This is a genomic window from Pseudoalteromonas sp. 0303, from assembly GCF_013349995.1.
In the GTDB taxonomy this organism is placed as follows: Bacteria; Pseudomonadota; Gammaproteobacteria; order Enterobacterales; family Alteromonadaceae; genus Pseudoalteromonas.
On record NZ_JABVXF010000045.1, the window covers coordinates 1 to 18,656 of the forward strand.

Genomic DNA, 18,656 nt, shown 5'->3' on the forward strand with positions numbered 1-18,656 from the left:
GCTCGACTTGCATGTGTTAGGCCTGCCGCCAGCGTTCAATCTGAGCCATGATCAAACTCTTCAATTAAAAGTTTTTTGTTTGAAGTAAACTTCAAACCATGCTCAATGAATTCTGATTTTGATATCTTTCGATATCGAATTGACTATATAGTCACTCAGTTACATTTGAGACTCTAAATTTGTTTGCGTTACTTAGTAAACCAAGCTTCGCTGTTAGAACTCAATCTGTACGAGTGCCCACACAGATGATTGCTTTATATTGTTAAAGAACGTTGCGACGTTGTCGCTAGGGATGCGTATAATACACCCTTAATCTTTCGAGTCAACACTTAATTTCAAACTTTCTTTCGATTATTTGAAAGTGAAGTTTCACTTAACTCTCTGCTACGTTGTTCAGCGCCTTTCGTTGCTGCCCGCCGTGTCAGTGGGGTCGCATTATAGGGAGATGGATTTTTTACGCAAGCACTTTTTTCAATAAAATTTAAAAAAACTTACTGTTCGCTCAGCTTTTGAACTAAACACCCTAAAACTGGGTGTTTTGCAGTCAATTTAGGCCTGTTTTGGTGTATTTATTTGCTTCGCTGTTACACTAGACTGATCGCATTTTAAAATTAAAAGGTGAATTTATGACTATCCGTTCTTATAAAGGGATCACTCCGACATACGATAATAGTGTTTATATTGATGAGTCATCGGTTTTAGTGGGTGATATATCGCTTGGTAAAGATTCAAGTGTATGGCCTCTTGTTGCTGCGCGAGGCGATGTTAACTATATACGTATTGGTGAACGTACGAACATTCAAGACGGCAGTGTTTTACATTTAACTCGTGCCTCTAAGTCAAACCCCGATGGCTACCCTCTTATTATTGGTGATGATGTCACTGTTGGTCATAAAGTTATGCTACACGGCTGCCAACTTGGTAATCGTATACTTGTTGGTATGGGCGCAATAGTAATGGATAACGCAGTTGTTGAAGATGATGTGATCATTGGTGGTGGTTCACTGGTACCACCTAACAAGCGTTTAGAGTCTGGTTACCTCTATGTAGGTAGCCCTGTTAAACAGGCTCGCCCTTTAACAGAGCAAGAGCGCGCCTTTTTAAAAATCTCTGCTGATAATTATGTTCAGCTTAAAGATGAATACTTAGCTGAAGGCTAAAACACTTCGGTTAATTCAATTTGTCCTGCCGAGTTATACTGCTCATCTTCGATCAGTTGCTCGGCGAGCTCTTCGTAATCGAAACGATAAGATTCAAAGTAATTAACCGCACTGCTTTGATCTGCAAAATCATACTTGCTGGTATCAATAACACACTCCACCATCAAGCCACTTACTTGTGCGAAGAATACCAACTGCTTTTCTTCAGGCTTCAATTCGAGTCTGTCTATAAATTGGATAGCTTGATTCACGCAATTTCTCCTGCTTTAAGCGCGGTAACAACGGGAATAATTTCTGGCATTTTATTGCGCCATACAAAATAAGCTTGTGCTGCTTGGCCAACTAGCATGCCACAACCATCGAGTGTTAAACATGTTGGGTTAATCGACTTAACCCAACTGATAAATGCGGTATCGTCATTGGCGTAAAACATATCGTAAGCGCACTGACACGTAGCAACATGGTCTTCAGCTATACCCGGCAGGTCTCCAGTTACACTACTTGAGGTTGAATTAATCACCACATCATAGTTGTTTGCTGGGATATCATTTAAAGCAAAGCCCTGTACATCTATTTCACCATTAAAATGACTCGCTAGTGCCTTTGCTTTTTCGGCGGTACGGTTGGCTATTGTTAAGCTTTCGATATGCTCATTCAATAATGGCTGAATGACACCTCGCGCTGCACCACCGGCGCCAATAAGAAGAACTCGCCGCCCTTTTAAGGTGACATTATTAGCTAAAAGATCTTTAACAAGTCCTACACCATCGGTGTTATCACCCAGTAGACTGCCATCTTCAAGCTGTTTAATAGTATTTACGGCTCCGGCAATTTTCGCTTGCTCTGTTAGTTCATCGACCATGGCAAACGCTTGCTCTTTAAACGGCAAAGTGACATTAGCCCCTTTACCACCAGCAGCGAAAAACTCAGCGACAGTTTTTTCAAATGCATCTGTTGGTGCTAAAATGGCGCTGTATTGTATTTGCTCGTTTAATGATGCAGCAAATTGTGCGTGTATTGCGGGTGATTTCGAATGTTTTATTGGATTTCCAAAAACCGCGTATTTGTCCATAGTGAAGCAACCTCTTCGCCCTGTAGAGCTTTATTAATATTATGATTAAACGACTTTTTTCTAAATCGAAACCAACGCCTGAAACACCTACCCCAGAAAAAACACCTTACGAAATTATTGGCGGTGAAGCAGGAGCTCGAGCAATTGCAAATCGATTTTACGACATAATGGCCACAGATGAATACGCCAAACCATTATATGATATGCACCCGCAGCCTTTAGATAGAATTCGCCAAGTCTTCTTTGAGTTTTTATCTGGCTGGCTGGGCGGTCCTGACCTATTCGTTGAAAAATATGGTCACCCAATGCTAAGAAAGCGTCACATGCCTTTCCCTATTGATCAAGACTTACGTGACCAATGGATGCATTGTATGAATAAAACGCTTGATATCGAGATTGATAACCCACTACTTCGCGAAGGGTTGAGACAGTCGTTATCGCAACTCGCCAGCCATATGATCAATCAAAACTAACTAAGCTTTGCGCTATATCAATGTACGCTTTTTCTAAATAAAGATAATAAATTTTCCTTAATTTAGAAAAAGCGTCGTCGAATGAAGTCTATCCAATTTAAAATTTATGCCTTGTTAGCACTAACAGGCGTATTGGTATTATTTGCCAGTATATTTAGTAGTGCCCAGCAACAACATGAATTAGCAAGAGATACCGTTGAAAGTAACATAAAACTGCTGGCCGATAATTACTTTGATTCTATTAATACCATGATGCTGACAGGCACTATGGCTAATCGTGAAATTCTAAGTACTAAATTAAGAAGCCACCCTAATATTGAAGACGCTCATATCATACGTAGTCCAATCGTTAATAAAATTTATGGGCCTGGAAATGCCAACCAAGTTGCGACTAACGATGCTGAGCGAAAAGCACTAACAGGCACTGAAGCACTATTTATTGATAATCAAAATAGTACGATGACTTATCTAAAACCTATGTTTGCTCGCAGTGACTATAAAGGAACAAACTGTTTAGGCTGCCATCAAGCACAAGAAGGCGATGTGTTAGGTGTAGTAAAAATTAGTTATTCGTTGGCTGATATTGAGCAAGAAGTATCGCAAAACACCTTAATGAATACGCTACTATTAGCGGCCATTTTCATTTCGGCTTTCTCACTACTAGCAGTGATGTTTAGAAAAATTTTCATCAAACGCTTAAAAGTCATTAGCCATACTATGCACTTGGCAACCACCAATAAAGATTTAAGCCTCACGGTAGATGACAGTAATAATGACGAACTTAGCTCTCTTGCCACCAGCTTTAATCACATGATTGGTGCGTTTAAAGATAATATTGCTCAAGTTTCTCATTCTTCTAAGGTATTGATCCACTCTGCCGAAAGCATTTATGCCTCAGCGGATGCAACCGAGCAAGCGATCTTAAAGCAAAAGCAAGGGACAGATTCGGTCGCTGCCGCCATCAATGAACTAGAAAGCTCATCAAGCGAAGTTAAAAACACCACCCATTTTGCATCTGAAAAGTCAGAGCACAGTAATCAACTTGCACAACAAAGCTTACATGTTGCTGAGCACACTGAGCAAAGTATTAATCAACTTGCGGCAGATGTTAGAGCAGCTGCCGAGCAAGTAAGTCAACTGCAAACCCAAACGTTAGACGTTGGTAAAGTACTCGAGGTGATCAGTAGCATTGCCGAACAAACAAACTTACTTGCACTTAATGCAGCCATTGAGGCGGCTCGTGCAGGTGAAGCTGGCCGAGGCTTTGCTGTGGTAGCCGATGAAGTACGTACTTTAGCGACCCGCACCCATGACTCAACCGACGAAATTCGCCGCACTATCGACAAGCTACAAAGTGAAGCGGCACAAACAGTTAATACCATGAATAACTCTTGCGAAGAAGCAGACGAAAGAGCTGTGCAAGTTAAGCAAGTAGCTAAAGCATTACGTGATATTTCTTCACAAATGAGTGAGATAAACCAACTTAACGTGCAAATTGCTGATGCTACTGAACAGCAAAACCTCGCGGCTGAAGAAATTAACCAAAGTGTTATCGCAATTAGTGACAATGCCGAGCACTCATTAGTCGATGCCCATGAAAACCAAAAAGTCAGTGAAGAGCTGTTGTCGTTAGCTCGTTCACTGGATGAGCAAGTAAGACGCTTTAAATTAAGCTAAATTGCGCGCTTTTCGTGCAACTGCTAGAGTTGTTATATGCATTTCATAGTAAATAAGGATGTTTAAATGAAATTTATAACAACTCTTTTAGTCTGTATTGGAATTATTGCGGCGCTATTATTTACCTATCAGCACAGCGTTAACAATACGGCTGATCAACTAAGCACTGTTAATGAATATATTTTTCATGATGATATTCAACAGATTGCTCAATCTCTTCTCAGCCAAGATAAAACATCACAAAGCGATAAGTATGAACAAAGTATTGTTGGTGGTTTTGATAAGCTTATTCAGCACCCTGAATATTTTGAGGTGAAACTTGATTTCTATGCCTGTGATATCAGTCAATGCTTAACACAGGTTAGTGCCCCCATTGATACAACACCTGGTAAGCTAAAGATATTAAAAGCAGAAGTGCTATTTAGTGTCTTGGCAGAGCTGCCAAGCAGTGAAAGTGTTGCCACCCTCGTAGAGGGTGACAACACAATGTTGGTTCGAGTGGTTTCAATACTCGATTAAAGCTGCCACTGGCGTGCAACTAAATCAGACTCTTTGCTATTTAACCAATCTTGTGGGCGTAAATAGTACTGATACAGCTTAGCTTCTGGGCTATCTGCAGCAGGTACATAGTTATACTCCCAACGTGCTAATGGTGGCATCGACATTAAAATCGACTCAGTACGTCCGCCGGTTTGTAAGCCAAATAATGTGCCGCGGTCCCAAACAAGATTAAACTCAACATAACGACCACGACGATACAGTTGGAAATCGCGTTGCTGTTCGGTTGTTGGCGTGTCTTTGCGGCGCTCAATTATAGGAAGGTAAGCATCTAAATAGCCATTTCCTACCGCCTGCATAAAGGCAAAGCTTTGTTCAAAGCCCAGCTCATTTAAATCATCAAAGAACAAGCCACCAACACCACGTGTTTCACTGCGGTGTTTTAAATAAAAGTAATCATCACACCAGTTTTTATATTTATCGTAAACCTCAGCACCGAATGGCTGACATAAATCGCTAGCCACCTGATGCCAATGTTGTACATCTTCAAAAACAGGGTAATAAGGGGTTAAATCAAAACCACCACCAAACCACCAAATTGGCTCTTCGCCTTCTTTTTCGGCAATAAAGAAACGGACATTGGCATGGCTAGTTGGAATATGTGGATTATTAGGGTGGATCACTAATGACACACCACATGCATGAAAGCTACGACCAGCGAGCTCTGGACGATGTGCTGTTGCTGATGCTGGCATCGAAGCACCAAACACATGCGAGTAGTTTACCCCACCCTGTTCAATGACATTACCACCTTGGATAACACGAGTACGGCCACCGCCGCCTTCTGCACGTTGCCAATTGTCTTCAACAAATTTTGCTTTGCCGTCAGCATTTTCAAGGCCCTGACAAATTGTATCTTGTAAGGCCATTAAATAGGTTTTAACTTGTTCGAGTAGCTCGCTTTGCATGTTTATCCTCTAAATACTTTACCGGTCGCTGCGTCTTTGATCACACTTGGTTGGCTGTTGCCACCTAACGGCTCATCAACATAAAAATCTACTGTGTCTGCAAATTCGCTTTTCGCTTGTGCGACAGTCATTACCGTTTCTTGACCGGTTAAGTTTGCACTTGTTGAAACCAACGGCTTACCAAATTGCTGACACAGGGCTTTTACCGTTGGATGATCAGTAACACGTACCGCAATAGTATCAAACTGGCCTGTTAGCCACTTTGGCGTTTCTTTTGCTGCTGGCATCACCCAAGTGATAGCACCTGGCCATTGTGAAAAGATATCAGCACGTTTATCCATCGGGATTTTGGCATCATCTACATACTTTAATAACTGGCCATAATTGTCAGCAATTAAAATTAAGCCTTTTTCTACAGGGCGTTGTTTGATGGCTAAAAGCTTTTCAACCGCAGCTTGGTTATCAGGATCGCAACCAAGACCAAAAACAGCTTCGGTTGGGTAAACAATTACACCGCCTTGCTGCAAAGCGTCAATTGCATTGGCTGGTTGTGCAACAGGATCAGACAAAGAAACTCTCCTAAATAAACAAATAACAAGTGCATTAAGATTTGACTAACTTATGCATACACGACTTCTGCGGGCATTGTAACACAACACCTGAAGCTGTTTTCTTTTCGGTCATAATTGGCCACTGGCAGGCCGGGCACTCAGTCGCCACAGGTTTGTGATTAAGGGTATATTTACAACGCGGATAGCCATCACAAGAATAAAAGGTTTTGCCAAACTTATTATTACGCGCAACCAGCTGGCCTTTTTTGCATTTAGGGCAAGCAGGTAATTGAGGGGCATCGTCAGGCTCTTCATCATGAGCAATGTAATGGCACTCAGGATAGCCGGTACACCCAATAAACATACCGTAGCGGCCATTTTTAATTACTAATGGCTTACCACACTCTGGGCAGGCACTGTCTTCGAGTACTTTTATTTGTTGGCTATCGTGATGAGCTAATGGGCGGATAAAGTCACACTTTGGGTAACTGGCACAGCCTAAGAACGGCCCTGACTTTGAGTTGCGCATAACCAATTCAGAACCGCATTTAGGGCAAACCTCATACTCTTTTTCGAGTGCATGTTTATCTGCAGAAAAAAGAGAATGGTCGATTTTACTCATAAGATTCCTGTGGGGTTGGCTAATTTTCGCCTAATATACCCAAACTCAACAAAGATACAAGCAAAGTCGAATTAATGTAATACATCGGCTGGCTCGTCAAATATTAAGTCTTCCATTTGTGCGTAAGCTTGCTCTGACCCTGGTACATTAAATAACACCATAAGCACTACCCACTTTAGATCTTCCAAAGAAATAAATGGTTTATCTAGAGCACAAAGCCTATCTATCACCATTTCGCGAGTTACGGTGTTAATTACACCTATTTGCTCGATAAACATTAAAAAGCCGCGACACTCAACACTTAACATTTGGCATTCACTATCAGTGTAAATACGCATAGCATGTTGTGGTTGGGCATTAAGGTACGGGTAGATATCGCTTTGTTGTAAGTCAGCAAGTTGCTCTAGCCAATCAAGGGCTTTGTAGATTTCAGGTTTATTGAAGCCAGCACGAACCAACTCATCGGTAAGTTCGTTCTCTTCAGTAAAGATTTCAGCTTCACTATGGATATAGTTTTCAAAAAGATACATGAGGATGTCAAACATGTTTATGTCCTCCTAGTCTTATATAACCATCTAGTACTCGTTCGATTTTATCTGCGAGCTCTAGGTCGAGTAACCGAGCTTGTACTTCGTCTACAGGTAATTGGCTGCGCTGTGTTATTTGATCAACACTTGTTACCTCATACCCTATACTTTTGAACACTGGGCAGTCGGGTTCATCTGCAATAGGCTGTTCTATACTATATAGACTGTTTTCACAGAAAAAGCTCACTTCATCAAGAATATCAGTAATATTTTCTGTCAATTTAGCGCCTTGCTTAATTAAAAAATGGCTTGCCTCTGATAGTGGGCTTTTTATCGAACCCGGCACGGCAAACACCTCTTTATTTTGCTCAAGCGCATAGCGCACTGTCACCAATGAACCACTTTTAATTTGCGCTTCGACAATCAATACACCTAATGACAACCCAGAGATAATGCGGTTTCGGCGCGGAAAATTAGCGGCATTAGCAGCCGTTCCCGGTAAGAACTCAGAAACCAACAAGCCCCGCTCAGCAACCTGTTTAATGAGTAAGCGATGGCGTTTTGGATAAGCAATATCGATACCCGTACCAAGTACGGCAATCGTATTGCCTGACCCTGCTAATGCGCCTTTATGGGCTGCACCATCAATTCCCATAGCCATACCTGATGTCACCGTCATGCCAACAGCAGAAAGTTGATGGGCAAACTCAGCAGCTATTTCAAGCCCTGTCGGTGTTGCATTACGGCTACCGACAATTGCTATTTGCGGTGACAGTAGTAGATCCGTATTACCTAAACAAAATAATAAGATAGGTGCACTGGCTATTTGTTTGAGTAAAGGCGGATAGCTGCTATCAAAATAGCTTATGACTTTGATTTTAAGTCTTGCTATTAATTCTTGGTAGTGGGCTACTAACTGCCAGTCAGTATTAACTAAGTTATCGGCTTGGCTTTGTGATAAACCCAGCTGCTGAAGCTCTAAACTAGATAGCTTAAATAGCTCATCCAGTGGCTGTCTTTGACTTAATGCAACAAGGCTTTTTATTCCAAGCCCTTTACATAAATAAAAGGCAAGCCAATGGGATAGCTTGCCTGAAACCTGTGCCATGCTCCCTCCTTAGAGCGCCCAAATTGTGAGTTAGTTTATAACTGCATAATCTCCAACTCGGATCGGGTGCTGATTCTTCACAATCAATGCGTAGCTAACGTTGTCATATACCTTAAACACCATTAACTCACCGACTTTTTCCTTTGGCATGTGCCATACATTACTGTCTTCGTCGCTTTCAATTCCTAACACATCATTTGCATCAGTCATGAATTTCTCAAGACTGTTAGAATCTTCGCGGTAACGCGGACCATTGCGGCCGTCATACACTTCTGGTGATTGACGCTGAATATCAAGTACAAAACCTGGTTTCACTTGGTCTGAACCTAAGTTTAGTACAACAATGTCCATGGTACTAAATTCACGCATTTCATTAGCTGCGGCGATAATAGTGCCATCTAAAGTAGCTTCAGGGCGTTTCATAGTGAAATAGGCTGGCAACATTTGCCCTTCCATCGCCGGCATTAAAAAGTCATGCGGTTTAATTTCTTGTTTTACCAGTTCAACTTTAACTGAGGCAGGTACGCCGTTTTCTACGTCACCGCTTCTAAATGCGCGAACAATCGCCACTAATTCCGCTTTATTCGCTAGTACTTCATTGGTATTTGGATCAACAAGATCATTGCCTTTACGGTATACGCCATAAGCTTCGTTAAGTGTTAAGTCACCTTTAACGTAAAGCGTATGGCCCATAGTATTCATTTTGGTATTAACACTGGCACCCAAAATATATGGTTTTTGTGCAATAACATCGGCGCTAATCGCTTGCTCATAACTCAAATATGGGCGCAGCAACTCCAAAGGCAACGTCGGCACTGCTTGCTTGCCTTTTGGTGTAATTCGCCCTTCTGGAGAGAGTTTTTTATAACGCGCATTTTTAACTAAACGAGGATTTCCGTCTTTATCGTAAATTAAAGTGAGCGCATCACCCGGGTATATTAAATGCGGATTCGCAATTTGCGGGTTCATTTGCCATAAATCAGGCCATTGCCAAGGTTCATCAAGATACACGCCCGAGATATCCCAAAGCGTATCGCCTTTTTTGACAACATATTGTTTTGGTGCATCTTTTTTAATTGTTAAAACATCAGCAGCTACCGGAAAAGCACAGCTAATGGCTAACAAAGCCGCAACTAGTGGGTATCTCATTTGGCTTCCTTGAGTTGTTTTTAGATTATTATCGACCAAAACCTGTTAAAGGTGAACACGAATGGCTAAAATAAGAGCATACAATACCCTAAATGAATCACAAGTGTAAAAGGTAACTATGGCTAGGTTAGAAGTTTTGAGATTTCCGGATGAGCGTTTACGTACAATCGCGAAAGAAGTACCAGAAGTAAACGATGAAGTTCGTCAAATCGTCAAAGACATGCTTGAAACTATGTATGACGAAAACGGTATCGGCTTAGCAGCGACGCAAGTAGATATCCACCAGCGAATTGTGGTGATCGACGTATCTGAAGAGCGCGACCAACCGTTAGTGTTAATCAACCCAGAAATCACCAAAAAAGATGGTTCAACTGTGAGTGAAGAAGGCTGTTTATCTGTTCCTTACTCATACGCAAAAGTTGACCGCGCAGAAACAGTTACTGTTAAAGCGCTTAATGAAAACGGTGAAGAGTTTAGCCTTGACGCTGACGAGCTATTAGCGATTTGTATTCAGCATGAGCTTGATCACCTTAAAGGCACCCTATTTATTGATTATCTATCGCCTTTAAAGCGCCAACGTATCCGTAAAAAGCTTGAAAAAGAAGCTAAGCTGGCTGCTAAATCATAAGTTAATCAATAGGAATATCTGTGACACAACCATTACGCATTATTTTTGCTGGTACGCCGGATTTCGCTGCGCGCCATTTACAAGCACTGATTGACTCAGAGCACGAAGTTGTTGGTGTATATAGCCAACCGGATCGACCAGCGGGCCGAGGTAAAAAGCTAAAAGCCAGTGAAGTTAAAGAACTGGCACTTGCTCATGATTTACCTGTATTTCAACCGCAATCACTAAAATCAGATGAAGCACTTGCAGAGCTTACCAGCCTGAACGCCGATATTATGATTGTGGTGGCGTACGGCTTACTGTTACCAAAAGCGATTTTAGATGCACCGCGCTTAGGCTGCTTAAACGTGCATGGCTCTATTTTACCGCGCTGGCGTGGTGCTGCACCGATCCAACGTGCTATTTGGGCTGGTGACAATGAAACCGGTGTAACAATAATGCAAATGGATGAAGGCTTAGATACCGGCGATATGCTGCATATCAGCCGTTGCCCGATTGATAGCACAGAAACCAGTAGCTCTTTATACGATAAATTAGCTGCACTGGGTCCTGATGCACTGATCAGTACAATCAATCGTCTTGCTGCAGGTGAAATCACCCCAGAAAAGCAAGATGACGCACAAGCAAATTACGCCAAGAAGCTATCAAAAGACGAAGCCAATATTGATTGGTCAATGGATGCTGCGCAAATTGAGCGTAATATCCGTGCCTTTAATCCATGGCCTGTTTGCTTTACTGAAATGGCAGGACAAACGGTAAAAATTTGGCAAGCCGAAGTTGTATCGCAAACTGCACAAGCCGGTAAAATCATTGCTGCTGATAAGCAAGGTATTACCGTTGGCTGTGGGCAAGATGCACTTAAAATCACCCTTCTTCAACCACAAGGGAAAAAACCAATGGCTGTTACTGACTTTTTAAATGGTCGCAGTGATTGGGTTGAACCTGGCTCAGTATTAGGTCAAAGCAATGAGTAATGTAAGAGCACTTGCTGCTGAAACCCTCTATAACGTGGTCGATAAAGGTGCATCGCTAAATCAAGAACTACCTTTTGCAAGCCAAGGATTATCGCCGAAAGATAAAGCCCTACTACAACAAATTTGCTACGGTGTGCTGCGCTATTTACCTAGCCTAGAAAATTATTGTCAGCAACTTTTAGATCAACCACTAAAAGGTAAGCGCCGTATTTTCCAGTTCTTGTTGTATGTGGGTATTTACCAACTTCAACACATGCGTGTACCGCCTCATGCAGCAATCAGCGAAACGGTTAATGCGCTTCAGCAAATGCGCGCACTGGGTTTAAAAGGTCTGATTAACGCTATTTTACGCAGTTTCCAACGTGAACAAGCTGAGCTTGAAGAAAAAGCAAAGCAAATTCCTGTTTGCAAATTTAACCACCCAGGTTGGTTTATCAAACAAGTAACCGCTGCTTACCCTGATAACTGGCAAGAAATCCTTGAAGCGAATCAGCTGCAAGCACCTATGTGGTTACGTGTAAACCAAGCGCAATATAGCACCCAAGAATACAGCGAGATGCTTAAAGCAAATGATATTGAGCATACCCTTAATGCTGATTTTCCTGATGGTATTAAACTAGCTAAACCATGTGATGTATACGCACTGCCAGAATTTGATACCGGTGCCTGCTCAGTTCAAGATGCTGCGGCACAATTAGCAGCACGCTTTTTAGATCCACAAAATGATGATGTCATTTTAGATGCGTGTGCAGCGCCAGGTGGTAAAACGTGCCATATCCTAGAGCTTGCTGATGCCGACGTATTAGCACTTGATAGCGACAGCGAGCGCCTAGAACGCGTTAAACAAAACTTAGTGCGTATTGGTTTAGCTGCCGATTTACAATGTGCCGATGCTTCACAACCTCACATCTGGTGGGATGAGCAGCAATTTGACCGTATTTTGCTTGATGTGCCTTGTTCAGCTACTGGCGTGATCCGTCGTCACCCTGATATTAAATGGTTACGTCGTGCATCTGATATTGAAGATCTGGCTAATTTACAAGGCGATATCTTAAATAGCATCTGGCCTCTACTTAAGCCAGGTGGTACGTTAGTTTACGCGACCTGCTCAGTATTACCGCAAGAGAACCAACAACAAGTTGCTAAGTTCCTTGCCAATAATCCAAGTGCTGAACACATACCTTTGCATGAAAACGACACGCCTACTTTACCTGGTCTGCAATTATTGCCTGGTGAAAGTGACGGTTTCTATTATGCAAAGCTAGTTAAAAAACACTAATAAGAACAAGCTATGAAAATAATCATACTCGGTGCCGGACAAGTTGGTGGCACACTGGCAGAAAACCTCGTAGGTGAGCAAAATGAGATCACCGTTGTCGATATCGACGGTAACCGTTTGCGAGAGCTACAAGATAAGTACGACTTACAAGGTGTTAATGGCCACAGTGCGCATCCCGATGTATTGCGTCGCGCAGGCGCAGAAGACGCCGATATGATTATTGCCGTAACCAGTTCAGATGAAGTGAACATGGTTGCTTGCCAAGTTGCTTATAGTATTTTTAACACACCAACCAAAATTGCCCGTATTCGCTCAGAGCAATACTTAAAGTACCGTGAAAAGCTATTTCATAATGACGACTTACCTGTTGATCACTACATTGCTCCTGAAGCGCTGGTAACTAAGTATATTCGTCGCTTAATCGACTATCCGGGTGCTTTACAGGTATTACAATTTGCCGATGGCATGTTATCGCTGGTTGCGGTGAAAGCCTATTACGGTGGTTTGCTGGTGGGTTATGCACTTTCAGCCTTGAAAGAGCACATCCCGAATGTCGAAACCCGGGTAGCGGCTATTTATCGTCAAGGTAAAGCGATTAAACCACTTGGCACAACCGTTATCGAAGCGGACGATGAAGTGTTCTTTATCGCTGCAACAAAGCATATTCGAGCAGTCATGAATGAGCTTCAAAAGCTCGAACGTTCATACAAAAAGATCATGATTGCTGGTGGTGGTAATATCGGTGCGGGCCTTGCGCGTTCACTTGAGAAAAACCACAGTGTGAAGCTGCTTGAGCGCAATAAAGATCGCGCAGCACAGCTCTCTGAAATGCTTGATAACACCGTAGTGTTCTGTGGCGATGCCTCTGATCAAGAGCTGTTATCTGAAGAACATATTGAACAAGTGGATGTGTTCATCGCAGTAACTAACGACGATGAAGCAAACATTATGTCTGCGATGCTGGCAAAGCGTATGGGCGCACAAAAAACCATGGTGCTTATTCAGCGTGGCGCTTATGTAGACCTAGTTCAAGGTGGTGAAATTGATATTGCTATTTCACCTCAGCAAGCCACTATCTCGGCGCTGTTAACACACGTTCGCCGTGGTGACATTGTTAATGTTTATTCGTTACGTAAGGGCGCAGCAGAAGCCATTGAGGCTGTCGCTCATGGTGATGAGCATACTTCTAAAGTTGTTGGCCGAGCAATTGCTGATATCAAACTACCAGCTGGAACAACCATTGGTGCAATTGTGCGTAACGATGATGTACTGATTGCCCATGACGATACGGTTATTCAGTCGGGTGACCATGTAATCATGTTCTTGATTGATAAAAAGCACATTACAGTTGTTGAAAAGCTGTTCCAAGTAAGTGCTATCTTCTTGTAAAAAAGCTTATAAACGAAAAAAGCAGCCATGACAGCTGCTTTACGACTCTTGAAGTGAAAGTACCTAACTTTTCTAAAAGATTCTATTGAATTTGAGCGAACTCTTCTTTTGAAAGTTCGCCATTACCATCACTATCTAGCTCTGGAAATAACTTTTCAAGCTGCATATTTGCAGACGCTTCTTCTTTGCTGATCACACCATCACCGTCAGTATCGAATGTTGCAAAGCTTACGCCTTGTGCAAAGGCTGCAGATGACGTTGCTAGTGCTAAAATTGCGATTGTTGTGCTTAACTGTTTCATAATAACTACCTTAAATTTGAAAAGAGTGAAATCCGTTTCTGAGATCCCTGTTTAGTGGAAATTGGTATAACTACTTATTAATTCAGTTATTCGGCTTCAGAGAACTCAGCTTCTGTAAGAACGCCGTCGCCATTCACGTCTAATATTTTAAACTGCGACATAATTTTTGCGTCAACGGCTGCTTCACTTTTGCTAACCACGCCGTTACCGTCTACGTCTAAGGTGTCAAAATCAGTTGCTGCAAAAGCTGCTGAAGAAGATGCAAGTGCGATTAAAGCAAATGTTTTGTTTACTGTTTTCATAATCATATTCCTTCAATTTTAAGAGTGTTAGCTGATCACACTTCCAGTGTTGTCCTTTGTCATGGATTCCCTTATCCATTTAGGCTGTCTTTGGCAGCTCAGAACTAATCAGCTAAATAAACTGATTTGCTTAATCACATTAAGCTTTTGAAAATTCTTGTTTCGATAACTCACCGTTACCGTCAGTGTCTAATTCACTGAATTTGCTCATTAGCTCTGCATCTACCGATGCTTCGCTTTGGCTGATAACACCATTGCCATCAACATCTAGAGTATCGAAATCACTCATCGCAAACGCTGCAGATGAAGATACAAGTGCCATAAGTGCTAGTGTTTTATTTACTGTGTTCATAATGTCATTCCTTCAAAATGTGTTGTCTTGAGTTAGAAGTCCTTTTCAGTGTGTCCTTACAATGAAATTAAGCTTTAGAGTACTCTTGTTTAGACAGCTCACCGTTGCCGTCTGTATCAAGCTCTTTAAATTGGCTCATTAACGTTTCGCTTACTGATGCTTCGCTTTTGCTGATAGCGCCATCGCCATTAACATCCAGTGTGTCAAAGTCAGCGGCAAACGCTGCTGATGAAGTTGCAAGAGCTACAAGTGCTAAAGTTTTGTGTAACGTTTTCATAATCACTATTCCTTCAATGTTGTCTCAACTGTGATAAAGGATATGTTCCTGAATCAGTTTTTCTCTGTGTTCGCTAAGACTATTTCAACTTCGATGCCAAAGTTAAAAAGAACAATAAAATCAGCGTATTAAATTAAAATATCGAGAATTAGGGGGGAAATAACGCGATTTATTTGTTGCTGTTTTGCAACAAGCTCGGTGGTTGGTTTTTTGTCACCTTTAAAATCAATAAGTTACAAAGATTAAAATGGAGACAATAGTGATTAACTCGGATTAAAAAACAGAAAAATTAGAAATTTGAAAATAAACACTATCTGAACAACAAAAATTGAAGAAAAAAATCGAAATTAATTTAATTAATAAAACATTGATTTAATTTGTTATTTAAATTTATTTATAAATTAATTTTAATATTTATAGGGTTAAATCGGGGAAAATAGCCATTTTGTTGCAAAATGGCGAATTGGTATTAGATATCCAACACAGAAAGGTCAATTAAGTGCTCTTTCATAAACGCTTTCATTTCATCTTCACTCGTATCAAGTTGTACACCGAACATAAAACCGCCTGCTCTTTTGCGCACGCTACATACTGTGCCATTAAACTCACGTTTACTAAGTGTGACTTGGCAGCTTAGCCCTTTAAAAGCGCTTAAGTCCTCCTTGCTATTAAGATCAAACTGCACGCCTGTGAGTGAAATATCTTTAATAAGCCCAGCTAGTTTTTGCTCTGCAATCACTAAGTTTGCTGGGAATAACGTAGGAATACGTGCTTCACTACGCAAGCTATAAAGTTGTACTTGCTGCGGAAAGTCGAGAAAAATTAAGCGATGTGGATGCGATGCCAAGGCGTTTATTTGCTGGCGAAAAGCAATCACTTGCCCACCACCCGCTTCGAGTACAGCGCGAATAACAACCATCACCCCATCTTTGATGAAATCACTGCTATTAGCTAAACGCTTTGCTGATGGATAGTTAAGAATGATGTACTGATCATTCATCAAACCAATAAATTCTGTTTTTACGCGTTTACTGTCGGTTGGTGTAATAATTTCAACATCCACCAAGCTACCCGCAGGGATACAGGTTAGCTTTTCAAGATTACGTTGTTTTTGAGTTTTTGGCACAGTAATGCCTCCACTTCTAAATAATCACCTTACTATGGTTAGCCTCGCCAGAAGGTTGGCGTAAATAACACTAATAAGGTGAATATTTCTAAACGACCAAATACCATCGCAATAGTAAGTAGCCATTTTGCCGTATCAGAAATCGCTCCGTAATGAGCAGCGACTTCACCTAAACCTGGGCCTAAGTTATTTAAGCAAGCAGCTGTTGCTGAGAATGCACTGATGTTATCCATGCCGGTGCCCATCAGCGCCAACATGATAATGACAAACACCAAAGCATACGCAGAGAAGAAGCCCCAAACAGCTTCTACAACTTTATCTGGAAGTGCTTTTCGGCCTAATTTAATTGAATAAATAGCCCTTGGATGCACAAGACGATTGAGCTCACGAATACCTTGTAAGTAAAGTAAGAACACTCGCACGACCTTCATACCACCACCGGTAGAGCCAGCACAGCCGCCAATAAAACTTGAGAAAATAAGTAAAATAGGTAAGAACAGTGGCCATGCTGAGAAGTTGTCTGTCGCAAAGCCCGCGGTAGTACTCATTGATACCGCTTGGAACATAGCTTGATCGAGAGTCTCGTCACCATCGGCATAAATATTATTTGAAGACAGTACAGTAAAACAGACAATGACCAATGCTAATTGAATCAATAAGAACACTTTAAATTCAGGGTCGCGTAAATAAACACGAATATTGCGTGAAGCTACCGCCGCATAATGCAGCGAGAAGTTAATGGCTGCAATCAGCAAAAACACGACACAAATAAAGTTAATTAATGGGCTATCAAACTGCCCCATTGATGCATCGTAGGTAGAGAAGCCGCCTATCGCAATCGTAGAGAACGCATGACAGATTGCATCAAACCAATCCATCCCTGCAGCCCAGTACGCAAGTGTACAGGCAATCGTCAGTGATACATAGATATACCAAAGGTGCTTTGCGGTATCGGCAATACGCGGCGTCATTTTCGAGTCTTTAACCGGACCAGGCGTTTCTGCACGGTATAGCTGCATACCACCGACCCCTAGCATGGGCAGTACCGCGACCGCGAGTACGATGATCCCCATACCACCTAACCATTGCAATTGCTGGCGATAAAAAAGCACTGATTTAGGTAGGTATTCTATGCCTGTAAGTACGGTAGCCCCTGTCGTTGTCAGCCCTGAAAAGGCCTCAAATACAGAGTCAGCTAAGGAAAGGTTAGGCTCTTGTAAGAACACTAAAGGCACCGCAGCGAAGGTGCCTAGTACCAGCCAGAACAAGACCACAATCAAGAAGCCTTCTCGGGCTTTAAGGTCACCATGCTCATGACGGTTTGGATAATAAGCCGCTAAACCAATCACAACACTAAAGATAAAAGCGAGAACGAATGGCACACCACCACCGTCTTTGTAGATCAAAGACACCAGCGCCGGAGGCACCATAGTGATACTAAATAACGCCACCAGCTGGCCGAGAATTTTTATTATGGTACGAAATTGCATCTAGGCGTATCGCTTTCTTATTAATTGTTTAGCTAATACAGTTTATTGTCTTACAGGCTTAATTGTAAGTAAACGGAATGTATTATTTTTACATTTCAAACTTTTCTGACTTTTAGGCTCACTGCACCGTGAGTCAATTCATGAACATCATGAATAGCTTGATCGGCTTGTCGACTATCTATCTCAATTTTCCAAGCAATATTCTCTGCAAACTGTTTATCGATATTAAGCACTTGATACTGGCTTTTTAATAATTGCTCTATTGCACCCTGTGCGCTGTAATCACTTTGACCTACCAGTTCAACACTCGGCACCTTGGTAATGGTTTTAAGCTCACGCATGGCATTATTTAAACTACCACCGTATGCGCGCACAAGCCCACCTGTGCCGAGTTTAATACCGCCAAAATAACGAGTTACCACTGCTGTAATTTCACCAATACCAGAGCCTGTTAATACATTAAGCATGGGTTTACCTGCTGTGCCATTGGGTTCGCCATCATCAGAAAAACCATACACATGACTACCACCAGGGTTTCCAGCTACATGAGCCCAGCAATTATGACGAGCATCACTGTATTTTTCTTGGATTTCTTTGATAAAGGCTTTTGCTGCCGCAAGATCTGGCGTATGGGCAATATGCACAATAAACGTGCTTTTTTTAATTTCTTCTTGGTAAAAAACCGGTTCAGCCGGGTATTGGTATTCAGACATAATTTGTTTATCTAAAAAAA

Annotated in this window: 23 protein-coding genes and 1 rRNA gene; 8 read left to right on the forward strand and 16 right to left on the reverse strand. The window is 41.8% G+C overall.

From position 1 onward, the window contains the following. Positions 1 to 67: ribosomal RNA gene (locus HUS62_RS19850) — 16S ribosomal RNA — on the reverse strand; the annotation flags it as partial. Positions 68 to 626: 559 nt separating this feature from the next. Here HUS62_RS19850 and HUS62_RS19855 point away from each other — a divergent pair. Continuing rightward, positions 627 to 1,160, forward strand: coding sequence for a gamma carbonic anhydrase family protein (locus tag HUS62_RS19855; protein WP_058583694.1), 534 nt, complete (start codon positions 627 to 629; stop codon positions 1,158 to 1,160). On the opposite strand, the gene HUS62_RS19860 is transcribed toward HUS62_RS19855, so the two are convergent. After that, on the reverse strand, positions 1,157 to 1,411 hold the full coding sequence (locus HUS62_RS19860) for a DUF1488 domain-containing protein (protein ID WP_175080899.1): 255 nt from the start codon (positions 1,409 to 1,411) through the stop codon (positions 1,157 to 1,159). The genes HUS62_RS19855 and HUS62_RS19860 overlap by 4 nt on opposite strands. After that, positions 1,408 to 2,232: a shikimate dehydrogenase gene (gene aroE / locus HUS62_RS19865; protein ID WP_175080900.1), complete on the reverse strand. Its 825-nt coding sequence runs from the start codon at positions 2,230 to 2,232 to the stop codon at positions 1,408 to 1,410. The genes HUS62_RS19860 and aroE overlap by 4 nt, the downstream gene beginning before the upstream one ends. A 41-nt stretch (positions 2,233 to 2,273) precedes the next feature. Between aroE and HUS62_RS19870 the strand changes: the two genes are divergently transcribed. The 3 genes from HUS62_RS19870 to HUS62_RS19880 all read left to right on the forward strand — a co-directional run bounded on the left by HUS62_RS19870 (position 2,274) and on the right by HUS62_RS19880 (position 4,901). Beyond that, complete coding sequence (locus HUS62_RS19870) at positions 2,274 to 2,705, forward strand: group II truncated hemoglobin (RefSeq protein ID WP_054554758.1); 432 nt, start codon at positions 2,274 to 2,276, stop codon at positions 2,703 to 2,705. Between the two features lie 81 nt (positions 2,706 to 2,786). Next, entirely contained in the window at positions 2,787 to 4,382 is a 1,596-nt protein-coding gene (locus tag HUS62_RS19875; protein WP_175080901.1) for a methyl-accepting chemotaxis protein, read from the forward strand. Positions 4,383 to 4,448: 66 nt separating this feature from the next. After that, complete coding sequence (locus HUS62_RS19880; protein ID WP_175080902.1) at positions 4,449 to 4,901, forward strand: hypothetical protein; 453 nt, start codon at positions 4,449 to 4,451, stop codon at positions 4,899 to 4,901. Here HUS62_RS19880 and hemF read toward each other — a convergent pair. The 6 genes from hemF to HUS62_RS19910 all read right to left on the reverse strand — a co-directional run bounded on the left by hemF (position 4,898) and on the right by HUS62_RS19910 (position 9,805). Beyond that, complete coding sequence (gene hemF / locus HUS62_RS19885) at positions 4,898 to 5,848, reverse strand: oxygen-dependent coproporphyrinogen oxidase (RefSeq protein ID WP_055199325.1); 951 nt, start codon at positions 5,846 to 5,848, stop codon at positions 4,898 to 4,900. The two genes, HUS62_RS19880 and hemF, sit on opposite strands and share 4 nt — an antisense overlap. Before the next feature lie 2 nt (positions 5,849 to 5,850). Beyond that, positions 5,851 to 6,417, reverse strand: coding sequence for an L-threonylcarbamoyladenylate synthase (locus tag HUS62_RS19890; RefSeq protein WP_175080903.1), 567 nt, complete (start codon positions 6,415 to 6,417; stop codon positions 5,851 to 5,853). A gap of 34 nt (positions 6,418 to 6,451) precedes the next feature. Beyond that, positions 6,452 to 7,021, reverse strand: coding sequence for a type I DNA topoisomerase (locus HUS62_RS19895; protein WP_175080904.1), 570 nt, complete (start codon positions 7,019 to 7,021; stop codon positions 6,452 to 6,454). A gap of 71 nt (positions 7,022 to 7,092) precedes the next feature. Further along, entirely contained in the window at positions 7,093 to 7,566 is a 474-nt protein-coding gene (locus HUS62_RS19900) for a DUF494 family protein (protein WP_054563780.1), read from the reverse strand. Beyond that, positions 7,559 to 8,656, reverse strand: coding sequence for a DNA-processing protein DprA (gene dprA / locus HUS62_RS19905; RefSeq protein WP_175080905.1), 1,098 nt, complete (start codon positions 8,654 to 8,656; stop codon positions 7,559 to 7,561). Before dprA ends, HUS62_RS19900 begins: the two co-directional genes overlap by 8 nt. 30 nt (positions 8,657 to 8,686) lie before the next feature. Next, positions 8,687 to 9,805 carry a LysM peptidoglycan-binding domain-containing protein gene (locus HUS62_RS19910; protein ID WP_054563778.1) on the reverse strand — a complete coding sequence of 373 codons (1,119 nt, stop codon included), beginning with the start codon at positions 9,803 to 9,805 and terminating at the stop codon, positions 8,687 to 8,689. Positions 9,806 to 9,923: 118 nt separating this feature from the next. On the opposite strand from HUS62_RS19910, the gene def reads away from it, so the two are divergent. Genes def through trkA form a run of 4 tightly spaced genes read left to right on the forward strand, consistent with a single transcriptional unit; the run spans position 9,924 to position 14,075 of the window. Continuing rightward, positions 9,924 to 10,433: a peptide deformylase gene (gene def / locus HUS62_RS19915; RefSeq protein ID WP_054554770.1), complete on the forward strand. Its 510-nt coding sequence runs from the start codon at positions 9,924 to 9,926 to the stop codon at positions 10,431 to 10,433. Positions 10,434 to 10,453: 20 nt separating this feature from the next. Continuing rightward, positions 10,454 to 11,407, forward strand: coding sequence for a methionyl-tRNA formyltransferase (gene fmt, locus HUS62_RS19920; RefSeq protein WP_055199321.1), 954 nt, complete (start codon positions 10,454 to 10,456; stop codon positions 11,405 to 11,407). Then, positions 11,400 to 12,686: a 16S rRNA (cytosine(967)-C(5))-methyltransferase RsmB gene (rsmB, locus tag HUS62_RS19925; protein WP_105173815.1), complete on the forward strand. Its 1,287-nt coding sequence runs from the start codon at positions 11,400 to 11,402 to the stop codon at positions 12,684 to 12,686. Before fmt ends, rsmB begins: the two co-directional genes overlap by 8 nt. Before the next feature lie 12 nt (positions 12,687 to 12,698). Beyond that, positions 12,699 to 14,075: a Trk system potassium transporter TrkA gene (trkA, locus tag HUS62_RS19930; RefSeq protein ID WP_175080906.1), complete on the forward strand. Its 1,377-nt coding sequence runs from the start codon at positions 12,699 to 12,701 to the stop codon at positions 14,073 to 14,075. 82 nt (positions 14,076 to 14,157) lie between these two features. On the opposite strand, the gene HUS62_RS19935 is transcribed toward trkA, so the two are convergent. The 7 genes from HUS62_RS19935 to HUS62_RS19965 all read right to left on the reverse strand — a co-directional run bounded on the left by HUS62_RS19935 (position 14,158) and on the right by HUS62_RS19965 (position 18,636). Then, complete coding sequence (locus HUS62_RS19935) at positions 14,158 to 14,376, reverse strand: EF-hand domain-containing protein (RefSeq protein WP_054554774.1); 219 nt, start codon at positions 14,374 to 14,376, stop codon at positions 14,158 to 14,160. 86 nt (positions 14,377 to 14,462) lie between these two features. Beyond that, the gene (locus tag HUS62_RS19940; protein WP_175080907.1) at positions 14,463 to 14,678 is read right to left on the reverse strand and encodes a calmodulin; all 216 of its coding nucleotides are present in this window, start codon (positions 14,676 to 14,678) and stop codon (positions 14,463 to 14,465) included. A 139-nt stretch (positions 14,679 to 14,817) separates the two neighbouring features. Next, positions 14,818 to 15,030: a calmodulin gene (locus HUS62_RS19945; RefSeq protein WP_054554776.1), complete on the reverse strand. Its 213-nt coding sequence runs from the start codon at positions 15,028 to 15,030 to the stop codon at positions 14,818 to 14,820. A 67-nt stretch (positions 15,031 to 15,097) separates the two neighbouring features. After that, positions 15,098 to 15,307 carry a calmodulin gene (locus HUS62_RS19950; RefSeq protein ID WP_054563772.1) on the reverse strand — a complete coding sequence of 70 codons (210 nt, stop codon included), beginning with the start codon at positions 15,305 to 15,307 and terminating at the stop codon, positions 15,098 to 15,100. A 469-nt stretch (positions 15,308 to 15,776) separates the two neighbouring features. After that, positions 15,777 to 16,433 carry a flagellar brake protein gene (locus tag HUS62_RS19955; protein WP_175080908.1) on the reverse strand — a complete coding sequence of 219 codons (657 nt, stop codon included), beginning with the start codon at positions 16,431 to 16,433 and terminating at the stop codon, positions 15,777 to 15,779. A 38-nt stretch (positions 16,434 to 16,471) separates the two neighbouring features. Continuing rightward, positions 16,472 to 17,923: a TrkH family potassium uptake protein gene (locus tag HUS62_RS19960; protein ID WP_054563770.1), complete on the reverse strand. Its 1,452-nt coding sequence runs from the start codon at positions 17,921 to 17,923 to the stop codon at positions 16,472 to 16,474. A gap of 95 nt (positions 17,924 to 18,018) precedes the next feature. After that, the gene (locus tag HUS62_RS19965; RefSeq protein WP_119854110.1) at positions 18,019 to 18,636 is read right to left on the reverse strand and encodes a YigZ family protein; all 618 of its coding nucleotides are present in this window, start codon (positions 18,634 to 18,636) and stop codon (positions 18,019 to 18,021) included. Between the last annotated feature and the right edge of the window lie 20 nt (positions 18,637 to 18,656).

Excerpts from the sequence above, each read along its gene's own strand:
- HUS62_RS19855 (WP_058583694.1), top strand. The coding sequence starts at position 627 with ATGACTATCCGTTCTTATAAAGGGATCACTCCGACATACGATAATAGT.
- HUS62_RS19935 (WP_054554774.1), bottom strand. The coding sequence starts at position 14,376 with ATGAAACAGTTAAGCACAACAATCGCAATTTTAGCACTAGCAACGTCA.
- HUS62_RS19880 (WP_175080902.1), top strand. The coding sequence starts at position 4,449 with ATGAAATTTATAACAACTCTTTTAGTCTGTATTGGAATTATTGCGGCG.
- HUS62_RS19900 (WP_054563780.1), bottom strand. The coding sequence starts at position 7,566 with ATGTTTGACATCCTCATGTATCTTTTTGAAAACTATATCCATAGTGAA.
- dprA (WP_175080905.1), bottom strand. The coding sequence starts at position 8,656 with ATGGCACAGGTTTCAGGCAAGCTATCCCATTGGCTTGCCTTTTATTTA.
- hemF (WP_055199325.1), bottom strand. The coding sequence starts at position 5,848 with ATGCAAAGCGAGCTACTCGAACAAGTTAAAACCTATTTAATGGCCTTA.
- rsmB (WP_105173815.1), top strand. The coding sequence starts at position 11,400 with ATGAGTAATGTAAGAGCACTTGCTGCTGAAACCCTCTATAACGTGGTC.
- HUS62_RS19945 (WP_054554776.1), bottom strand. The coding sequence starts at position 15,030 with ATGAACACAGTAAATAAAACACTAGCACTTATGGCACTTGTATCTTCA.
- HUS62_RS19940 (WP_175080907.1), bottom strand. The coding sequence starts at position 14,678 with ATGAAAACAGTAAACAAAACATTTGCTTTAATCGCACTTGCATCTTCT.
- HUS62_RS19875 (WP_175080901.1), top strand. The coding sequence starts at position 2,787 with ATGAAGTCTATCCAATTTAAAATTTATGCCTTGTTAGCACTAACAGGC.
- def (WP_054554770.1), top strand. The coding sequence starts at position 9,924 with ATGGCTAGGTTAGAAGTTTTGAGATTTCCGGATGAGCGTTTACGTACA.
- HUS62_RS19870 (WP_054554758.1), top strand. The coding sequence starts at position 2,274 with ATGATTAAACGACTTTTTTCTAAATCGAAACCAACGCCTGAAACACCT.
- HUS62_RS19950 (WP_054563772.1), bottom strand. The coding sequence starts at position 15,307 with ATGAAAACGTTACACAAAACTTTAGCACTTGTAGCTCTTGCAACTTCA.
- HUS62_RS19910 (WP_054563778.1), bottom strand. The coding sequence starts at position 9,805 with ATGAGATACCCACTAGTTGCGGCTTTGTTAGCCATTAGCTGTGCTTTT.
- HUS62_RS19895 (WP_175080904.1), bottom strand. The coding sequence starts at position 7,021 with ATGAGTAAAATCGACCATTCTCTTTTTTCTGCAGATAAACATGCACTC.
- HUS62_RS19960 (WP_054563770.1), bottom strand. The coding sequence starts at position 17,923 with ATGCAATTTCGTACCATAATAAAAATTCTCGGCCAGCTGGTGGCGTTA.
- HUS62_RS19965 (WP_119854110.1), bottom strand. The coding sequence starts at position 18,636 with ATGTCTGAATACCAATACCCGGCTGAACCGGTTTTTTACCAAGAAGAA.
- trkA (WP_175080906.1), top strand. The coding sequence starts at position 12,699 with ATGAAAATAATCATACTCGGTGCCGGACAAGTTGGTGGCACACTGGCA.
- aroE (WP_175080900.1), bottom strand. The coding sequence starts at position 2,232 with ATGGACAAATACGCGGTTTTTGGAAATCCAATAAAACATTCGAAATCA.